17 protein-coding genes are annotated in these 20,050 nt (G+C 38.0%); 5 read left to right on the top strand and 12 right to left on the bottom strand.

Going from position 1 to position 20,050, the window contains the following annotated elements; translation table 11 throughout:
• Positions 1–54 precede the first annotated feature (54 nt).
• From DEU40_RS15105 to DEU40_RS15065, 9 genes are all read right to left on the bottom strand, one after another.
• The gene (locus DEU40_RS15105) at positions 55–744 is read right to left on the bottom strand and encodes a hydrolase (RefSeq protein ID WP_110010611.1); all 690 of its coding nucleotides are present in this window, start codon (positions 742–744) and stop codon (positions 55–57) included.
• Between the two features lie 45 nt (positions 745–789).
• Positions 790–1,665 carry a pirin family protein gene (locus tag DEU40_RS15100; RefSeq protein WP_110010610.1) on the bottom strand — a complete coding sequence of 292 codons (876 nt, stop codon included), beginning with the start codon at positions 1,663–1,665 and terminating at the stop codon, positions 790–792.
• Between the two features lie 462 nt (positions 1,666–2,127).
• Positions 2,128–2,712 (bottom strand): Crp/Fnr family transcriptional regulator, encoded by a 585-nt coding sequence (locus DEU40_RS15095; RefSeq protein WP_110010609.1) that lies wholly within the window; start codon positions 2,710–2,712, stop codon positions 2,128–2,130.
• Between the two features lie 11 nt (positions 2,713–2,723).
• Positions 2,724–3,035: a hypothetical protein gene (locus DEU40_RS15090; RefSeq protein ID WP_110010608.1), complete on the bottom strand. Its 312-nt coding sequence runs from the start codon at positions 3,033–3,035 to the stop codon at positions 2,724–2,726.
• Between the two features lie 313 nt (positions 3,036–3,348).
• On the bottom strand, positions 3,349–4,959 hold the full coding sequence (locus DEU40_RS15085; RefSeq protein ID WP_110010607.1) for a Na+/H+ antiporter: 1,611 nt from the start codon (positions 4,957–4,959) through the stop codon (positions 3,349–3,351).
• Positions 4,960–5,340: 381 nt separating this feature from the next.
• Positions 5,341–5,961, bottom strand: coding sequence for an alpha/beta hydrolase (locus tag DEU40_RS15080; protein WP_110010606.1), 621 nt, complete (start codon positions 5,959–5,961; stop codon positions 5,341–5,343).
• Between the two features lie 5 nt (positions 5,962–5,966).
• Complete coding sequence (locus DEU40_RS15075; RefSeq protein ID WP_110010605.1) at positions 5,967–6,920, bottom strand: VOC family protein; 954 nt, start codon at positions 6,918–6,920, stop codon at positions 5,967–5,969.
• Positions 6,921–7,103: 183 nt separating this feature from the next.
• Entirely contained in the window at positions 7,104–7,400 is a 297-nt protein-coding gene (locus DEU40_RS15070; RefSeq protein WP_047433770.1) for a GNAT family N-acetyltransferase, read from the bottom strand.
• Positions 7,401–7,459: 59 nt separating this feature from the next.
• On the bottom strand, positions 7,460–8,392 hold the full coding sequence (locus DEU40_RS15065; protein WP_181397980.1) for a ring-cleaving dioxygenase: 933 nt from the start codon (positions 8,390–8,392) through the stop codon (positions 7,460–7,462).
• A gap of 571 nt (positions 8,393–8,963) precedes the next feature.
• Here DEU40_RS15065 and DEU40_RS15060 point away from each other — a divergent pair.
• From DEU40_RS15060 to DEU40_RS15040, 5 genes are all read left to right on the top strand, one after another.
• Complete coding sequence (locus tag DEU40_RS15060; protein WP_110010603.1) at positions 8,964–9,962, top strand: EamA family transporter; 999 nt, start codon at positions 8,964–8,966, stop codon at positions 9,960–9,962.
• Positions 9,963–9,980: 18 nt separating this feature from the next.
• Positions 9,981–11,009, top strand: a complete 1,029-nt coding sequence (locus DEU40_RS15055) for a methionine ABC transporter ATP-binding protein (RefSeq protein ID WP_110010602.1) — start codon at positions 9,981–9,983, stop codon at positions 11,007–11,009.
• Positions 11,002–11,658, top strand: coding sequence for a methionine ABC transporter permease MetI (metI, locus tag DEU40_RS15050; protein WP_110010601.1), 657 nt, complete (start codon positions 11,002–11,004; stop codon positions 11,656–11,658). The genes DEU40_RS15055 and metI overlap by 8 nt, the downstream gene beginning before the upstream one ends.
• Before the next feature lie 123 nt (positions 11,659–11,781).
• Positions 11,782–12,591: a methionine ABC transporter substrate-binding lipoprotein MetQ gene (gene metQ, locus DEU40_RS15045; RefSeq protein ID WP_110010600.1), complete on the top strand. Its 810-nt coding sequence runs from the start codon at positions 11,782–11,784 to the stop codon at positions 12,589–12,591.
• Between the two features lie 492 nt (positions 12,592–13,083).
• Positions 13,084–15,294 carry a glycoside hydrolase family 3 C-terminal domain-containing protein gene (locus DEU40_RS15040; RefSeq protein ID WP_410493753.1) on the top strand — a complete coding sequence of 737 codons (2,211 nt, stop codon included), beginning with the start codon at positions 13,084–13,086 and terminating at the stop codon, positions 15,292–15,294.
• A 227-nt stretch (positions 15,295–15,521) separates the two neighbouring features.
• Here DEU40_RS15040 and DEU40_RS15030 read toward each other — a convergent pair whose 3' ends face one another.
• The 3 genes from DEU40_RS15030 to DEU40_RS15020 all read right to left on the bottom strand — a co-directional run bounded on the left by DEU40_RS15030 (position 15,522) and on the right by DEU40_RS15020 (position 20,045).
• The gene (locus DEU40_RS15030; RefSeq protein ID WP_110010597.1) at positions 15,522–17,708 is read right to left on the bottom strand and encodes a TonB-dependent receptor domain-containing protein; all 2,187 of its coding nucleotides are present in this window, start codon (positions 17,706–17,708) and stop codon (positions 15,522–15,524) included.
• Positions 17,709–18,022: 314 nt separating this feature from the next.
• Complete coding sequence (locus tag DEU40_RS15025; protein ID WP_110010596.1) at positions 18,023–18,574, bottom strand: DUF2652 domain-containing protein; 552 nt, start codon at positions 18,572–18,574, stop codon at positions 18,023–18,025.
• 58 nt (positions 18,575–18,632) lie between these two features.
• Entirely contained in the window at positions 18,633–20,045 is a 1,413-nt protein-coding gene (locus tag DEU40_RS15020) for an efflux transporter outer membrane subunit (RefSeq protein ID WP_228406529.1), read from the bottom strand.
• Between the last annotated feature and the right edge of the window lie 5 nt (positions 20,046–20,050).

Raw genomic sequence — 20,050 nt, 5'->3', positions numbered from 1 at the left:
CAATATTTAAGTTTGAAGGTTTCGGCAGGCTTTCAGCCTGCCGAAACAGTCCCATTAGTGTTTTAACATTTCCTGAGCATACTGAATTCCAATACCATAAGCTCCACCATGTTTTTTCATCAGGTCATTAACCGGTTTGTATGTTTCTTTTCTAGCCCAGTCTCTCTGCAACTCCAATACATACTGAACAGAAGTGATAGGATGCGCTCCTGCCTGAACCATACGGGTGATTGACTGATCGTGCGCTTCTTTAGAAATATCCCCAGAAGCATCTGTTACTACATATACATCGTAACCTTCGTCAATCGCTGATAATACAGGGCCTACGATACATACGCTTGTCCATAATCCGGCGAAAACCAGTTTCTTTTTATTTTTTCCTGTAATGGCTTTGTGAGCATTAACATCTTCCCACGTATTCATAGTAGTTCTGTCTACATATCCACTGGTTGCTTGCGGATATACTTCTGAAATTTCCGGGAAAACAGGTCCGCTGAATGACTTTTCTGCCACCGTTGTTACTACTGTAGGAACATTGAATATTTTTGATCCACCCGCTACCAGTGCCACATTATTTCTTAATTCTTCCATACTGATGCTTTTGGTTGCAAAAGCCATTTGTCCTTCGTGGTCTATAAGCACTACGGCATGATTGGTAGGATTTAATAATGATTTTCCGGGGTTTTGAGCTGATGCGGTTAATGATAATAAACCAGCTGCAAATGATAGGATTAATTTTTTCATAATAATTTAAAATTTAAGAGTTGTTATTTTTGTTTAATTTTTTATTTATAGTGTCATTGGTACTTCCATCAAAAGGATTTCTGTACCTTCCTGAAAGGTTTTGATCGTAATTTCCTGAATATCCCAGACTCCGAATCCATCACGTTCTTCTATGATCTCACCGCCTATTTCTGCGCTTCCCTTCAAAATAAAAGCATAGATTCCGTTTCCTTTTTTTCTGATCTGGTAATGGATTTCTTTATTCTGATCAAAAGTTCCCAGGTGAAACCATGCATCCTGATGAATCCATACACCTTCGTCATCTGCATTAGGGGAAAGAATCTGTTGAAATTGATTGTGACCTTTAGTTTTGTCTAAATTGATCTGATCATATCTCGGCGTCACATTTCTTTTTTTGGGATAAATCCAGATTTGAAGGAATTTCACCGGCTGATCACTGTTTTTGTTGAATTCGCTGTGCATAATTCCGGTTCCTGCACTCATGACCTGAATATCTCCGCTTCTGATCACGGCTGTATTTCCCATGCTGTCTTTGTGTTCAAGATCACCTTCCAAAGGAATACTGATGATTTCCATATTGTCGTGAGGGTGGGTTCCGAAACCTCTTCCTGCTTCCACTTTATCATCATTCAAAACCCTCAATACGCCGAAGTGCATTCTTTCAGGGTTGTAATAATTGGCAAAACTGAAAGTGTGCTGGCTCAACAGCCATCCGTGATCCGCTTTCCCTCTTGAGTCTGCTCTGTGGATCACAGAGTTTTCTTTTATTTTTGATTCTGTATTGGGAAGATGATTGTATCCGATCGGTTCTAATGGTTCGATCTCGTCGATGTCATTTTTCATAGCGCCGGCCAAAGAAGCTGATGCTACAAACATTCCTGTTCCCAATAATCCTTTCTTTAAAAAATCTTTTCTGTCCATATCAGATTGTTATTTGTTCTTGTTTGATAGGACAAATTTAGAGAGACCGAAAACCCTGCACATTTAACTAGTTTAATAAATGACTTTGAAGCAAAAAAAAATGCCGGATACTTTTGTATTCGGCAGTATAACTATAGTGGATTGCTGTTTTTTTTGGAAAGTGTAAAAGTCTTTTTACTCTTAGGAACTATTTAATTTGATATAATATTTTAAAGAATAACTTCACTTAGATTCCTACCGGAATGACAAACTGTGTGGGCAAGGCCATCATTGCAATTATGTCATTCCATAAGAATCTTTGTATCAATGACAAGCAAAAAAATAGTTGGAAAACGCAAAGACGCAAGTTGTTTTCTAAGCTAAATATTTTTATGACGCAAGGATTTATCTCCGATAAAATGGGTGAATATAATTTAAAATCCATGCAAATCTCTGCAATCTGCAAGTATAAAAAACTAAGATTTATTTTTCTTTTGAAGCAAGACGCTTTCTTATGGTACTGACAAATTCTTTTGAAACTCCCAGATAGGAAGCAATATAATACTGCGCAACTCTTTGGGGGATTGAAGGATATACTTTGATGAACTCAAGGTATCTGTCTGATGCAGTCTTTGAAATGGTATTTACCAATCGGCTTTGCAGGGTTGCCAGGTTCCTCTGAACCAGCATTCTGAAAACTCTTTCAAATTTGGGAACTTCCTGCAGCAGTTTTTCTTTTGTTGTAGTATTCAACATATAGATTTCAGAATCTTCCAGCGTTTCGATAAAAACCTTAGAAGGCTTCTGTTCATGAAATGATGCAATATCACTGATCCACCAATCTTCGATGGCAAACAATAACGTTACTTCAGAACCATTATCATCCAAACAATACATTCTCACACATCCTTTGTGAATATACCCTTCAAACTGGCAGATCTCTCCTTCTCTGAGCAAAACCGTTTTCTTTGGAAACGACTGGCAGACAAGCAGATCTGTAAAGGTTTTTTCTTCTTGGGGAGTGATTGAAATAAATCGCGTAATATTTTTGATGATATTTTCGAACATAATGTCAGGTTTTATCCCTGCAAATTAGGAAAAAGACTGTAAACTTCATTCTTTAAAAGTCCACTTCCTCCTCCATAATGATCGATTACTTTAACATCCTTATCCAAACCGGCACAGAATATTTTTATATCTTTCTCAAAATCCTCCTCTAGGCCAGAGCTTAAAAGGACAATATCTACCACATTTTCTTTTATATATTCATAGCAGAAATTTTCATCACTTTGTATTTCTGCTGTCCAGCCCTCATTATTTTCTATAATTCTTTTTAAAGTATCCAGAATTTCCTGGTTTTTTCCAATGACTAAAAAATGTAATGTTTTCATGTTGTTCAATGTTTAAAGTTTAAAATTCAAGGTTTAAGGTTTAAAGTTCGAGGTTCAGAGTTTAATGTTTATATTGTTTACGTAAATAGTAAAATGACGATTTGGATTCCTGCGGAATGACATAGTGCATGGATAAATAAAGTGCGTAGTTTGTCCATTCTGTCTGTAACAATTTACACTCTTATAATTTCAAACGCACGCATCCTCAAACTCTCCCACTCGTATCCAAAACCTCGAAACCTCGACCCACTCTCAAACTCTCTTACTCTCAAACCCGAAACCCGAAACCCACATCTCGCATCTCGCAAACCCGCTACAAATGCTTATTCCCCGTAATTTTCAATTCATTCAGATCCAGTTGCGATTCTGCTTTTCGGATCTCGTCATCACTGAAGAGTTTTTCGCGTTTCATTTTAAAGAGTTCTTTTCTCTGTAAGGCAAATATATCCATCATTACTTTATGATATTCGGCCATATCGTTTTGCCTGTTGGTACACATTTCGATAGAATTGAGATGATTCTGGTGAAGTCTGATATCACTTTCCAGCGTATTTTTAAGATTTTCAAGGAGACTATTGCTGTTCAACACCTCATTGTATTCGTTATCAAGCCTCTGAACGGCAAGTTTATCCAGTCTCATCTGAATTCCGGCCTGCTGTTCGTGAGAAGGCAAAATATGATCGATCTCCCCTATTTTGGTTAATTTAATAATCAAAGGTAATGTCAATCCCTGAAACACTAATGTCACAAAAATGACGACAAATGTGATAAAAATGATCAGATTTCTCATCGGAAACTCAGCTTGTGAATTCATCATCACCGGAATAGACAAAGCTGTTGCCAGGGAAACCACTCCTCTCATTCCTGCCCAGCCTATGATTAAAGGATTTTTCCATCCCGGACTCGGATCACGACGGGCTTTTTCACTGAACCATCTTGGAAGATGAGCTACGGGATAGATCCATAAAAGACGTACCACAATGACAATCAAACTTATAACCAAACCATATTTGATGCCTTCCATTACTGAAATTTCACCCAATCCATTGATTATATCAGGAAGTTCAAGACCTATTAATACAAAAACCAAAGCATTCATCACAAAGATGAGTGTGTTCCAGACTCCTGTCATATTGATTCTCGTAGTTCCGGTTTTGAAAATCTCATGAGCACGGAAAGACATAAACAATCCTCCGCTCACCACAGCCATCACTCCCGAAAAATGGAAATGTTCTGCAGAAAGAAATAAAATATATGGCGTCATTACGGTAAGTGCCGCATCAATAGCAGGTGTTGTAGGTAAAAAACGGTGAATGGCATAAAAAATATGTGCTCCGGCAATCCCTACGACAACACCCATACCTGCCACCAGAAAAAACTGCCCAGTCGCTTCATGCATTGAAAACGCTCCTGTCATTACAGCTGCCAGAGCAAACCTGAAAACAATCAGTGAAGAGGCATCATTAATCAGACTTTCTCCTTCCAGTATAGCGAGGGTACGTTTCGGTACTTTTAATCCTTTTAAAACTGTTGTGGCTGCTACGGCATCCGGTGGCGAAACAATTCCTCCCAATAAAAAGCCTAATGCAAGCGTAAATCCCGGAATCAACATTTGTGAAGTGTAAGCAACGACCAGAGAAGTCAGAAATACCAGCCCGAAAGCCAATAAGCTGATGGGACGTTTCCATTTCCAGAAATCATTCCATGAAGTGTACCAGGCTGCTTCGTATAAAAGAGGTGGTAAGAAAATCAGAAATATAATCTCCGGATCCATCTTTAAAACAGGGACTCCGGGAATAAGGCTGATCCCCAATCCGGCAAGTACCAGAAAGATAGGATAGGCAATTTTGATCCGTTGTGCCAGCATGACCAGCAGCATAACAAGTAATAAAAGTCCTAATATTAAAAGTAATTGTTCGTGCATGTTTTTTGAAGTTAGATTTCAGATTCTGATCATTTATGTTTGGGCTAAAGCCAGTGGTAAATTTATTTTTTTAAAGGCGGGCTAAAGCCCACCGCTATTGAATGTTAATTTATTTATTGAGACTCCTACGGAGTGACAATCTGTATGGATAGTTAATCCTCATACTTTGCCATTCCGTAGGAATCTCCACTTCACTAGGTTACTTAAAATGTAATAACCACAAAAGTCACAAAGTTTTTGTTTTAAAATGTTTGCAAAGTTTAATAATATACAATATAAAGATCACATGAGAGAAAAATCAAAGATTTTTATACAACTTAAGTGTTCTTTTTAAGCGTTCGATATTTACTTATCAAATCTTTTGTGACTTTTGTGGTTAAACTATTTAAATATAACTGAATTCGCTATTTCAATTTCTTCCTCGTTAATAGAATGTCCAAAATTGGCATATACTTTTTCAGTTACCTCCGCATTCATTTCTCTTAAAATATTGGCTGTAGCATATACTCTTTCTACCGGAACATGAAAATCAGGATTGCTGGTTCCCAGGAAAATCGGAGTCCCTGCAAAATCACCTTTATAATTTTCACGGTTGATTTTATCTCCAATCACGCCACCAATAATAGCTGCCGCTCCACCGAACTTCTGAGCATTGCGGGCTAAAAATTCAAGGGTAAGACAGGCTCCCTGGGAAAATCCGAAAAAGTATATATTTTCAGGTTTTATTCCTGCATTGACGGCTGCTTTTACAGTCTCTTCAACCATTTCAAGAGCTGATGACAACCACGGTTCGTTTTGTTCCACCGGAGCTATAAATGAAAAAGGATACCAGCTGTGATTCAAAGCCTGTGGGGCTAGCAGCGTATAGTCTTTTACATTCAAATGCTGGGATAAACTCAGAATATCCTGAGCACTTCCTCCGCGTCCGTGAATCATGATCAAAGTTTTTTCCGCCTGATTTAAGGGTATTCCTGCTGTTTTTATATTTAAAGTATGACTCATTATTTCTATCTGAATTTTTCTGTTGGATAATCAATTTTAGGAAGAACTTCTTTCAAACGTTCTCTTCTTTTTTCAAACTGTAGCGGCAATTGCAGATCTTCACCTAAAAATGCAGCTTCTTCATCCACGTCGAACCCTGGGCCTGAAGTAGCAATTTCAAACAAAACGCCACCTGGTTCTTTAAAATATACGGAAGTAAAATATTTTCTGTCTTTCACTTCGGTATGCTCCAATCCATAGGCATTTAATCTTTTTACCATTTCAAGCTGGGACTCTGCGTCGGGAGTAGCAAAAGCCACATGATGAACGGTACCTCTTCCTGCTAAACCTTTTAAGGCATTTGGGGTAGAAAGCAGATCTACATATTTTCCCGGCATGTTGTCGGTTCCCAATCTCAATCGGTCAGGACTTTCTTTGATCACTTTATGATCCATCTGAGTGGTCAGAAGTGCTGCTGTTCTTTCATAAGCATCCTGCCAGATTTCTACATGATGAATCCCTTTGATGGCATAATCTTTAGGAATATAACCATTGTAATATCCTTTTCTTTCGTCTTCATCATTAAAAACCAATTCCAATCCCAATCCATCAAAATCTTCAAGATAAATGAAAACTTCATCAGAAAATCTTTGCTGCGGCTGTTTGAAAGGAATATTGAATTGTTCCAGACGGTTCATCCAATAATCCAGGGCATCGATAGAAACCGAAAAAGCCGTTGTATTGAGCATTCCTTTACCATGTCTGCCATTGATCAGATCTTTACCATAAGGAAAAGTAGTCATAATCGTTCCCGGTGTTCCGTATTCGTCACCGAAGTAAAAATGATAAACATCTGAGTAATCAAAATTGACCGTTTTTTTGACCAACCGAAGTCCCAAAACTCCGGTATAAAAATCTATATTTTCCTGTGCATTGCCGGTAATTGCCGTAACGTGATGCAATCCTGTGATAAGTTTCATTGTGATAAAATTGTTAATTGGTTATTATGATGGATCCGAGATTTCGGGGTTCGGGATTCGAGTTGATAAGTTCGGAAATAACTTTATTCATCTTCTGTTTTTTAGCTCAAGATTCTCAAGCCCTCTTCCCCTCAGACTCTCAAACTCGAATATCGAAAACCCGCATCCCGCATCTCAAACTCCCTACAGTTCTTCCTTCAACCATACATCATTATATTCTTCCGGATGACGTTTGAACTGAGCGTGAACATAAGGACATAGCGGTAGAATTTTCAAATCATTTTCTCTTGCGTAGGAAACCAGTCTTTCCAGTAAAATTTTGGCAAAGCCTTTTCCTTCATATTCCGGATTTACTTCGGTATGGTAAACGGTCAGTTTTTTTCCAATCACTGATATGTCCATTTTACCTGCTTTATGATCGTCTGAGAAAAGCTGGATCTCTCCTTTTCTTCCTTCTAAAACTATTTCTGTTCTTTCCATTTTTCTTGTTTTTAAATCTTTATTCAAAATTAGCATCTTTATAAAATATGACCGATGATCTATGATAAGTTCGGCAATACTCCTTCTATTTTCTCACGCATACCTTCGTATTGAACAGGAAGTTTAAGGTTGGCTCCCAACTCATTCAAAGGCTCATCTACAGTGAATCCAGGATTATCAGTTGCAATTTCAAATAAAACTCCACCCGGCTCACGGAAATACAGTGAGTAGAAATAATCTCTGTTGATTTTCGGTGTGATGCTTAGTCCTGCGGATAAGGCTTTCTCACGATATTCCATCAAAACATTATCATCTTTTACCCTGAATGCAATATGGTGATTGGTTCCCGCTGCATTTCTACCTGCCGGAATGGTATCATTTTCAATAATATCAACAATATTAGCGGTATCAATGGCATCAGTAGCCAGTCTGTATCTTTCGCCTTCCTGTTTCTGCAAGTCGTATCCTAAAATATCGGTCAGAACTTTGATCGTAGGATCTGCTTTTTTCAAGGTTAAAGTCACATTATGGAAACCTTTTAATGCATTTTCATCTTTGATATCATCCGTTGTCCATACTTTTCTGTTGTCTTCACTTAGAGGCTCTATCAGCTGTAACTGGAGGCCGTCCGGATCTTTAAAAGAAATCATCTTTTCGCCGAATATTTCTCCTTCTTCTGCGGCTACATTAAAGCTTTGTAAATGGTTTTTCCAGAATTCAAGGCTTCCTTTCGGGACAGAATATCCGATATGAGTTGCCATTCCGCTTCCGTTGTTTCCTTTTCCTATTCCTTCCCAGGGAAAGAATGTAAGAATGGTTCCCGGGGTTCCGTTTTCATTTCCGAAATAGAAGTGATACGTTCCCGGATCGTCAAAATTTACAGTTTTCTTTACCAGTCTTACACCTAAAACTTTGGTATAAAAATCTAAATTTCTTTTCGCGTTGTCTGCAATAGCAGTAATATGATGCAGACCTAAAATTCTATTGTCCATGTCTTTTAATTTTGATGCTAAATTACAGTGAACAGAAATCCTGTGCATTTAACTAGTTTAATAAATGCAAAACTCCGTTTCCGGAAACACATTTTAAATCATTTTTAAACAGTCCTCAACCAACCTTTACACAATCCTCAAAAAATTCAATTTATATTACCTTTTCCATAACGCCTGTTTTAATCAAAATCTGACCTTTTCTTACCAAAACATTATGAAATTAATCTATTCAATACTTTAATTTCAAAACAGAACAACATACAAATCACTGATTTACAAAACACTAATCCATTAATAATAATTTAATATTCAAAATGTCTACTTTTTTAGTGGACTAATAAAAATTATATTCTATATTTGCAAACGTATTCAGGAAATAAGACAAAATGAAGGCAGAATTAAAATATAATTCAATTAAGAAACATACCATCAAAAATATGATGAAGGATATGTGTATGCCTGTACATCAAGAATACTGTGGTTGACCTTACTTTTATTTAGACATATTTTCGAAGGCTTTACCACGTGGTAGAGCCTTTTTTTATTGAATAACAACATTAAAAACATAAAAATGAGCAATTCTAAAAACAAATGGTTGATTCCATTGGCTTTTACAAATATCTATGTGATATGGGGAATTACGTTTTTAGCTATTTCATTTGGCTTAAAAGGTTTCCCACCCTTCATTCTTTCCGGATTGAGATTTCTGGTAGCCGGAATTCTCATGATAGCCTATCTTCTTTCTAAAGGAGAAAAGGCAAATTCACTGATCAACTGGAAGAAAAATGCCATTACCGGTATTCTTATTCTTACCGGAGGAACCGGGCTTGTAGCCTGGGGAGAACAATATGTAACCGCTTCTGAAGCTGCTATTTCCATTGCAACAGGGCCATTCTGGTTTATTGCTATTGACAAAAATAATTGGAAATATTATTTTTCAGATAAATTTATTCCGATAGGATTGGTGATTGGTTTTGCTGGATTGATTATGTTTTTAAAAGGCAGTGTACATTCAAATGCTGCTCATGCTGTTGTTAATGAAAATTTACGGATTACAGCATTTGTAGTTCTGGGATTAAGTTCGATCTCATGGGTATTGGGTTCATTATATTCAAAGAAAAATCCGGCATCCCAATCTACGTTTATGAATATTGCCCAACAGCTTATAATAGCAGGATTAGCCTCTTTTCTCATCGCTTTTTTCAGAAAAGAATGGACTGATTTTTCAGTTTCTGCGGTTCCGCTATCGGCATGGTTTGGGGTTCTATTTTTGATCTTCTTTGGATCGATAGTCGCTTATTTGTCGTACATTTGGCTTCTGTCCGTAAAACCCGCTGCTTTGGTAAGCACCCACACCTACATCAATCCTATTGTAACAGTGATTGCTGGCTGGATTGTTGCCCACCAAAGCATCAATGGAGGTCAGCTGTATGGTTTATTCATTATATTGCTGGGAGTACTTCTAACCAATGTCACCAAGTATTTCAGACTTTCAAAAAGGGCCAAGGTCAAAATCAGAAGAGTAAGGAGATTTTTAAACAGAACAGGCAGAAGATATCAGCCTATTTAAAAAGTATATAAAATCAGAATGATAGAAATCAGAAACATATCAAAAACATTTCACCAGAAAAAACAGTCTTTCAAAGCACTGGATAAGGTAAGTCTTACTATAGATAAAGGAGATATCGTAGGAATTATCGGTTTTTCAGGGGCAGGAAAAAGTACGCTGATCCGTACCGTTAATTTATTGGAAAGGCCGGATGAAGGACAAATTATTATTAATGGAAAGGATTTTACCAAACTTAGCTCCAAACAACTGGCTGAGGAGCGTAAAAAAATCGGAATGATCTTCCAGCATTTTAATCTTCTTTCTTCAAGAACTGTTTTTGACAATGTAGCGCTTCCATTGGAACTTGATCATACCAGCAAGGACGAAATCAAAAGGAAAGTCAACGAACTCCTGAAGATTGTAGGACTTGAAGATAAAGCCAACGATTATCCCAAAAGCCTTTCCGGAGGACAGAAACAAAGAGTTGCCATTGCAAGGGCTCTGGCCAATGATCCTCACCTTCTGCTTTGTGATGAAGCTACAAGTGCACTGGATCCGGCTACAACACAGTCTATTCTGCAGCTTTTAAGAGATATCAATCAGAGACTGGGAATTACCATCCTTTTAATTACCCACGAAATGGAAGTCATCAAATCGGTCTGCAACCACGTGGCCGTTATCGATAAAGGAAAATTATTAACAAAAGGAACTTTAAGCGAGATTATTTCGGAAAAAGAGAACCCGATCATCCGTCAGTTCATCAATTCAGACATCATGACCCTGCCACAGGAACTCATCAGCAGACTGCAGAAAGAACCTCAAGAAGGTTTATTTCCACTGGTCGAAATAGAACTTAACGAAAACATCAGTGTTGAACAAATTCTCTCAACACTATACAACCAATATAAAATCCCATATAAATTGTTAAAGGCGGATGTAGAGTATTTTGGAAATTCCAATTTCGGTAAACTACTGTTGCAGCTTCAGGGTGAAGCGGAAGAAAACCAGCAGGCGATCTATTATTTCAATCAAAATAAAATTCAAAATACAGTAAAAGGATATGCTTAGTGATGCGGTAATTGCCCTTTTGGCAAAAGGAACCTGGGAAACGGTTTATATGACATTTTTATCCGGATTTTTTGGATTTGTGCTGGGACTTCCGGTAGGAATCCTGCTATTTTTAACCAGAAAAGGACAACTGCTGGAAAATGCAGCCTACCATAGAGGATTATCTATATTGGTAAATATTTTTCGTGCCATTCCCTTCATTATTTTAATTGTATGGATGATTCCTTTCACAAGGATTCTGGCAGGAACTTCCATTGGAGTGAATGCGGCTTTGGTTCCGTTAAGTGTGGGAGCTGCTCCTTTTATTGCTAGACTTGTAGAAAACAGCCTTATCGAAGTTCCACACGGTCTTATAGAGACGGCAAGAGCTTTGGGAGCTTCTCCGCTGCAGATCATTAGAAAAGTATTGCTGCCCGAAGCGCTTCCTTCATTAATCAATAATGCGACTATCACTTTGATTACCTTAGTAGGTTACTCTGCAATGGGTGGTGCTGTAGGAGCTGGCGGGCTTGGACAGGTGGGTTACCAGTACGGATATATCGGATATGATATTGTAATTATGAATACCGTTTTGATTCTGCTTGTTCTTTTGGTTTTCATTATCCAGTTTATGGGCGACAGATTGTCAAAAAGATTTGATCACAGGTAGTTTTTGGGTGAGAGGGTTTGAGAGTGGGAGTGTTTGAGATCCGGGGTGCGAGTTTCGGGATATGGGGATGAATAAGATCATTTTTTACTCTTTTGCTTCAATAGTATTTAAATAAAAAATAGAATGAAAAAAATAAAGATTTTTGGTTTAGTGGCTGCCGGAATATTGCTGTTCAGTGCCTGTTCGGGAAGAAAGGATGATCCGAACTTTATCCGTGTCGGGATTACCTATGGCCCGGAACAGGAAATTGCTGAAGTGGCTAAAAAAGTGGCTAAAGATAAGTACAATCTTGAAGTGGAACTGATCCCTTTCAACGATTATGTAGTTCCCAATGAAGCCCTTACTAACGGAGATATTGATGCCAATGCCTTTCAGCATATTCCTTATTTAACGGAACAGTCAAAGCAGAGAGGATATAACCTTGTGCCTGTAGGAAATACATTTGTGTATCCTATTGTAGCTTATTCAAAAAAAATTAAAAACGTTGGTGAATTACAGGCAGGCAATACGATTGTTATTCCCAATGATCCTACCAACGGAGGACGTTCTTTACTGCTTCTGCAAAAAAGTGGTTTGCTGAAATTGAAAGATGGTGTGGGACTTCTTCCCAAAGTAACAGATATTACAAAAAACCCGAAACAACTGAAAATCATGGAGATCGAAGGTGCTCAGATTCCAAGAGTTTTGGATGACAGAGATGTTGTTGTGGGGGTAATTAATAATAATTTTGCAGCACAGGCAGGTCTGGATCAGGAAAAGCAAGGTATTCTTGTGGAAGATAAAGATTCTCCTTATGTGAATGTGGTAGTCGCCAGACAGGATAATAAAAACAGCCAGAAAGTAAAAAACTTTGTAAAAGCCTATCAGTCTCCGGAAGTGGAAAAGAAAGCTAAGGAAATCTTCAAAGGAGGTGCTGTGAAAGGATGGGATTGATGAGTTGGAGAGTTTGAGAGTATTAGAGTTGTGAGAGTGGATTCGGGATACGAGTTTTCGGGTTGGAGAGTAAGAGGGTTTGAGTGTAGATTCCTTCGGAATGAACAAACTACATGCTATACCTATACGTCCGCCTTATCATTCCATAGGAATCTAAACACTGTGCTAGGAGTGTTGTAAGATTCGAGGTGTTGAATGAAAGTATATGAGAGTAGCTTCATTCGTCTTTTACCATTTTGCAATTTTGCTTTCAGCCTTTTCACTTTGATGTCTCAACATCAACTTCTCTTCAGTTTTCCGCATTTACAAATACAATATTTAATAATAAGCTGTCTGCAAATAATCAGGCAGTTTTTTTATTTATCAATTTTTTATTTTCTCAATTTGAGATAATAAAAATTTTCTCTATTTTTGTTTTTAATCAAATAGTAAGGCATTATGTTAAAGAAAACCGTCATTATAAGTTTATTCACCTTTATTTCTGCTTCTTATATGGCTCAGACTAATACTACCATTCCTGTTTATCTGGATGAATCCAAACCTGTTGAACAGCGCATTCAGGATGCACTATCAAGAATGACCCTGGAAGAAAAAGTGGCTATGCTTCACGCACAGTCCAAATTCAGTTCACCGGGTGTTCCGAGATTGGGAATTCCTGAATTCTGGACTACAGATGGCCCGCACGGGGTTCGTCCTGAAGTAATGTGGGACGAATGGGATCAGGCCGGATGGACCAACGATTCTATTATCGCCTACCCTGCCCTGACTGCTTTATCCGCAACCTGGAACAAAAAAATGTCATGGAACTATGGGAAAGCATTGGGTGAAGAAGCCCGCTACAGAAAAAAAGATATTCTTCTGGGACCTGGAGTTAATATTTACAGAACTCCACTGAACGGCAGAAATTTTGAATACATGGGTGAAGATCCTTATCTGACATCCAAGATGGTGGTTCCTTATATTAAAGGTGTGCAATCTAACGGAGTGGCAACTTCTGTAAAACATTTTGCTCTGAACAATCAGGAAATGTTCCGTCATACAAGCAATGTGAATGTGGATGACAGAGCATTGTATGAAATTTACCTTCCTGCCTTTAAAGCAGCGGTAACAGAAGGTGATTCGTGGACGATCATGGGAGCTTACGACATGTATAAAGGCCAGTATGCCAGCCAGAATCAATATCTTTTAAATGATATTTTAAAGAAAGAATGGAATTATAAAGGCGTAGTGGTATCCGACTGGGGTGCTGTAAACAATACAGAACAAGCTATCCACAATGGTCTTGATCTTGAATTCGGCTCATGGACCAACGGACTTTCTGCAGGAACTAAAAATGCCTATGACAATTATTATCTGGCAAAGCCTTACCTTGATTTGATTAAAGCAGGAAAAGTAGGAACCCAGGAACTGGATGACAAAGTAACAAGATTACTTCGTCTTGCCTACAAAACAACGATGAACCGCAACAAGCCTTTCGGAAATATTGCTTCTGAAGAACATAAAGCGGTTGCCAAAGAAATCGGAGAAGAAGGAATTGTTCTGTTAAAAAATCAGGGGAATATTCTTCCGATTGATCTTAACAAGGCTAAAAAAATAGCGGTTATCGGAGAGAATGCCATCAAAATAATGACTGTAGGTGGAGGTTCTTCATCTTTAAAAGTGAAATATGAAACGCTTCCTTTAGACGGAATCAAATCCAGATTCGGAAAACAGGCTGATGTACAGTACGCAAGAGGCTATGTAGGAGATATCGGAGGAGAATATAACGGAGTAAAATCCGGACAGGATTTAAAAGACACCCGATCTGAGGCTGAATTATTGAATGAAGCCGTAGAATTGGCAAAAAAATCAGATTACGTCATTTTCGTAGGCGGACTGAACAAAGCGGACTTCCAGGACAGTGAAGGAAACGACAGAAAAAGCTATGGGCTGCCTTACAATCAGGATCAAATCATCTCTGCTCTGGCAAAAGCAAACAAAAATCTTGCTGTGGTTTTAGTTTCCGGAAATGCAGTGGCTATGCCGTGGATCAAAGAAGTTCCAACGGTTGTACAAGCCTGGTATCTTGGTTCCGAAGCCGGAAATTCTATTGCTGCCATTTTAGCCGGAGATGCCAACCCGTCAGGAAAACTTCCGTTTACATTTCCGGTAAAGCTTGAAGACAATTCAGCACACCAGCTGGGAGAATATCCGGGGCAGAAAGATGAGTTAGCTGCAGGAAAAGGTAAAGACCAGAAAAATCCTATCAATATTACGTACAACGAAAGCATTTTTGTAGGGTACCGCTGGCATGACACGAAAAATATAAAACCACTGTTCAGCTTCGGGCATGGTTTGAGCTACACTACTTTTGAATTCGGAAAAGCAAAAGCAGACCAGACTACTATTTCACAGGATGGTAAAATCACATTTACAGTAACCGTTAAAAATACAGGTAAAAAGGCAGGTGCTGAAGTGGCGCAGCTTTATATCAGTGATTTAAAATCTTCTGTTCCACGCCCTGCAAAAGAATTGAAAGGTTTTGAAAAAATATACCTGAATCCGGGAGAACAGAAAGAAGTGACTTTCACCATTGATAAAACGGCTTTAAGTTATTTTGATGCTCAAAAACACGATTGGGTAGCTGAGCCCGGAGACTTTGAAGCTCTTATTGGAAATTCTTCAGATGCCATTAAAACCAAAGTGAAATTTACTCTTAAATAGAAAAACTGAGTATAAACTCTATTTATAATTATTTGATAGAATGCAAACAGATTCCGGATTGGGATCTGTTTTTTTTAATTTTTCTCCCAAAGATTACAGAGATTTCACAGATTTTTATAGACAATCAAGGACGTACCTCAGTGCTTCTAGCTTCCAGCTTCCAGCCAGAAATAAAAAGCAGATTCCCAATTGGAAACCTGCTTTCATTATATCTAACAAATCCTGAATTATTTTCCGCCGCCGCCGTTTTTCTCTACGTCGGTTTTTGTATTCTCCTTTACCTTCTGGTTTCCAAAACGCTTTACAAAAGTAAGAGAAACTCCATACCAGTCCCATTTTGAGTACTCTCTGAAAGTTCCGTCCGCGCTGTATGTTGTGTTATCGCCATAAGGCCTTTTAAAGATGTTCATCAGCTGCATGCTCAGCTCCATCTGGGTTTTCGGGAATATTTTAGTCACTGAAATATTATGGAAAACATTGGTATTGTTGGCATATGAGTTACCGTTATTCTGATTGGCAAGTTCCATCCATGCACTTACATTAATGTTTTTATTAAACAGATTAGTATAAGATATATTCGCTGAAGCTCCCCAATAGCTGATATAATCCTTAGCTCCCAATTTATTCTTCTCGTTAAAATCCTTATTATTAATGTAGTACCATCCAAATCCGGCATTCACATTCAGTTTATTTTTCAGGAAATTCTGATTGGTATTGGCAAATAGGTAGTATTTTTCAACCTTTCCATCAAAGTTCCCCGGCAATGAAACTGTTCTGCCGTTTTCCGTAACGTACGTCGTCCAGTAATCCTGATTCGTATGCATGTATCTTGCAGAGATAAAGTACTTTTTCAGAATTCCGAACTTCAGATAAAGCCTGTCATTCGGGTTAGGATTCAGATAAAGGTTTCCTCTAGAATACGTTCCGTTAATTTCAGGCATAAGGAAGGGATTAAATTCAGAATACCAGGGTCTCCAAATGCTTCGGTTGTAGGTAAGACTCAGGTCAAATTTCTCTGAAAAACTATATTTCAGCAATAAGTTGGGAAGAAAAGAGCCGTAAGAATCCCTTCTTTCCGTACCTGCTACATCCTGTCTTACTTTATAATCAATATATTCGTAACGGATTCCGACTCTTGTTTCCAGTTTTTCAAAAAATGTTTTGCTGTAATTGGCATATAAAGAACTCAGATGATCTTCATAATGGAATCTGTCATTGCGGGAAAGATTAGCGAATTCCGGGATGGCATTATCAATACTGAATCCATACAGGCTGTTAGGAATAACATGGTTGTTTATTTCGGTCTTCCCTCCTACTTCCATGGTGCCTCCCGATTTACCAAAAGGCTGTGTATAATCAACTTTCAGATAATAATTACGCATCTGATTGCTACTGATAACGCCCAGCTGCTGATGGGTTATCACCCCCTGCTTAGTAATTTGCTTGTCGATCAGATTATCATTATTATTACTGGAATAATTGGTTCCTAAATTAATATCTAAAATCCTGTTTTTCTCTTTATCATAGTACTTGTAGAAAGCATTAGTCCCCAGATTACGGCTGAATCCCCAGTTGTTTTGGTTCTGGAGGAAAGATTCTCCCGGATCTCCGTCTTTTGTAGTGGTTCCATTAGATTCTGCAGTATGAAAATTCCTGTTTTGTGAATATTCCAGTACAAGCCCGAAGTTATTTTTATCATTAATTTCAAACTCTGAAGTGGAAGAAACAGAAGGGCTTTCATTTCTCATTACATTTTTCAGATTAAACTGTGTCAGTTTATTTTCCGCATAGCGGTTATCCCATGTCTGATTCGTCTGTACATAAGTTCCGTTATTATAACCTCCTATAAGGGTTTGGGTAAACTTTTTCTTATGGTAGTTCAGGTTGAAATTCGTGTATTGCGAGTTTTTGGTACTTTGTCTGTTGTTGAGAGATATGCTTCCTTTTAATCCTTCATCATCCCTTTTTTTAAGGACAATATTGATCACGGAACCGGAAGTTTCATAACGGGAAGACGGACTGGTGATTACTTCAATTTTCATCAGGTTATCGGCAGGAATTGTTTTAAGATATTCCTTGAGCTCCTTACCTGTAAAAACAGATTTCCTGTCATTGATATATACGGTAACCAATTGTCCCTCAGCTTTTACCTCATCATTGTTATCAATACTTACCAAAGGAGTCATTCTCAGCACATCCCATGTTGTATTTCCCGCCAGAATTGCACTGTTGGCTACATTAAATACAGTTCTGTCTACTTTAGATTCTACGGTTGGTTTTCTGGCAACCAGCGTAACCGCTTCTATTTCTTTTGCATTTCCTTTTACAGTATCGTTGGCAGCCGGAGCTGGAACCTGTTGGCCCATTGCTGATACGCCTGTTAATATTGCTATGGGAAATAATAGTATTTTCATGTGAAATTTAGTTTTTTCTATAAGACCACTATCTTCATTAATATGTTACATTAAAAAGTAAAAAAAGTAAAATAATTATTTAATTTTCAAGCATATAACAATTAAAACATAAACATAAATTTAAAAACGATGTAAATTTTTCAATAAATCAAACCAATAAAACTCACTTCCATTATAAATATTCTTAAAAAACAGTATTTATACGAAATTGAAAATTTATTTAAAATTCCAACAATTTGACAAGCAAAAAGCCCGGATCTCACCCGGGCCGTTAGCAATAGCAAATTGACAAGGATTACTATTAAAAATATATGCTAGTTTACACTTTCAAAGTAATGAATAACACCTACCTCAGGCAGACGAAGCGGATCTTTATTAAAACCGGATTCTTTATTCCTGCTGCTTTCCAGAAAAGAATTACTGAAAAGTGCATAAGAAGGCTGTTCTGCCACTCCGTTTTTTAAAAGCTGATGGGCTTCCACGATTGTTTTTCCATATAATTTTCTGAAGTTTCCGATATTATACTGTGAAAAAGATCCGTAATGAACAATAAACTTGAGAGCCAGATCAATTTTGGTACTTAAACTTTTACTTAACTCTTCTATTTTCCTGTTGAAAGCAGTCCGCATCTTCCACAGCATTGTTGAAATACTCTGGTAAGACGGATTTTCATCATAACGGTAAAATAAAATGGCATCTCCCTCAATCTCGGAAATTTCAAAATACTGATCGTTCACATCAATGAGTGTCGACAGTAATTGCCGTACAATATACTCGCCTGTATACAATTTTGTATTGAACACAAATTCGGTAAATCCGCTGAAATCCGGAATGAGAATAATCCCCTCCTGTATAGTTGTCTTCATAATGATAATGGATTAAAACCTGCTTCATCCTTACAGACGAAGCAGATTCAATTTTACTTTATTGCCATCCGCCTCCTACAGAGCGATAAAGCGCTGTAATCGCGTTCAGTTTCTGAGTTTTCAGAGAAGCCAGTTCCAGTTCTGCCTGAAGTTTATTCGTTTGTGCGATAATCACTTCTACATACGTTGCTGAATTATATTTAAATAATAAATCAGCCTTCTTCACGGCTTCACCAGATTTCACAGCCAGCCCTTCTGCAATTTTCTGCTGTTCTTCCAGCTTCTTGATCTGTACCAATGCATCAGACACTTCACCTACCGCTTTTAAAACAGACTGCTTAAAGTTGATTTCCGCCTGATCAGCTAATACTTTAGACTGCTCATACTGTGTTTTCAACTGTTTTCCATTCAAAATAGGCTGTGCCACGGCTCCCGCCACCATTCCGAAAAGAGATCCCGGAACGCTGAACCATTTGCTGAGCTGGAAGGCATTCACTCCACCCTGTGCGGTAATATTCAATGAAGGGTACATGCTCATTTTTGCCACATGAATGGCTGCTGCACTTTTTCTGACTTCAAGTTCTGCCGTTTTAATATCCGGTCTGTAGCTTAATAATTCTGAAGGAATGCCTGCTGCAAGATGATCCGGAGACTGTACATGGTTCAGACTTGCACTTCTTTCAATTTTTCCGGGCATAGAACCCGTTAACAGGCTCAAAGCATTTTCCTGAGTGTTTACAGAACTTTCAATAGCAGGAATTGATTTCAGAATCTGGTCCTTTACAATTTCCTGCTGTTGTACTGCCAAAGCTGTTGTCAAACCAAGTTCCTGCTGTTTGGTCAGAAATTTCAGGGTATTATCCGCATACGCCAGATTGGATTTTGTAATTTCCAGCTGAATATCCAGCATTAATAAATTATAATACCCTTGTACAACCGCAGATACAACTTGCGTTTTTACCGCTTTTGCCGCTTCCTGTGTTTTAAGATATTCTGCCAAAGCCTGTTCTTTTCTGCCTTTGATCTTCCCCCAGATATCTGCTTCCCAGGAGAAACTCAGAGAAGTTGTATAATCTTCCATATATCTTTTTCCCATAAACTGTCCCGCCATCATTCCGTTCATACTATTGTCTGAAGGACGGTTGATATTGGCATTGGCAGAAGCACTTACCGTTGGGATATTGGCCCATTTGCTCTGATTGTAAGCCAGTGATGCAAATTCTATCTGTTTTAAAGCCACCTGAAGATCATTATTCTGCATCATTGCTTTATCAATTAATCCTACCAGAAGGGGATCTTTGAAGAAGTCTTTATAACTTATTTTAGCAATATTCTCCTGAGAATCCACCACAATACTGTCAGCTCTGAAAGCTTCAGGCATTTTTATTTTAGGCTGTTCATATTTCTGAACCTTACAGGAGATTGCTGTTCCTGAAATGAATGCGATATATGCTATATTTTTAATTTTCATTTTTA

Source organism: Chryseobacterium sp. AG844 (assembly GCF_003182335.1).
In the GTDB taxonomy this organism is placed as follows: domain Bacteria; phylum Bacteroidota; class Bacteroidia; order Flavobacteriales; family Weeksellaceae; genus Chryseobacterium; species Chryseobacterium cupriresistens.
The sequence above is the reverse complement of the archived record's forward strand: the minus strand, read 5'-3'. Positions and strand labels throughout refer to the sequence as shown.